Genomic DNA, 261 nt, shown 5'->3' with positions numbered 1-261 from the left:
CTTCAAGAACATTTAAATGTGCAGTTGTTAATGTGTTATTAGCATTTGTAACACGCTTCTCGGCAGCTTCGTATTCTTCTTTAGCATTTAAATAATCTTTCCGAGCAATATTCATTTCGGCTAAATCTTTAAAGTTTTTTAAATCCTCTTCCGTTAAACTTTCTAGGGATTTAATTTGCGATTCGGTTAATTGCTCGAGCTTCGCTTTTAACTCTACATCAGTGATACTCGAAATAGCATTTTCTTGAGTAAAGTCAATAC

At 33.3% G+C, this 261-nt stretch carries 1 protein-coding gene; it reads right to left on the bottom strand.

Going from position 1 to position 261, the window contains the following annotated elements:
* Nucleotides 1-261: hypothetical protein (locus R2R70_RS21130; protein ID WP_410979071.1), on the bottom strand; the 261-nt coding region annotated here is incomplete at both ends.

The sequence above is a fragment of the Cobetia sp. SIMBA_158 genome, assembly GCF_046566945.1.
Taxonomy (GTDB): Bacteria; Pseudomonadota; Gammaproteobacteria; order Pseudomonadales; family Halomonadaceae; genus Cobetia; species Cobetia amphilecti.
The sequence above is the reverse complement of the archived record's forward strand: the minus strand, read 5'-3'. Positions and strand labels throughout refer to the sequence as shown.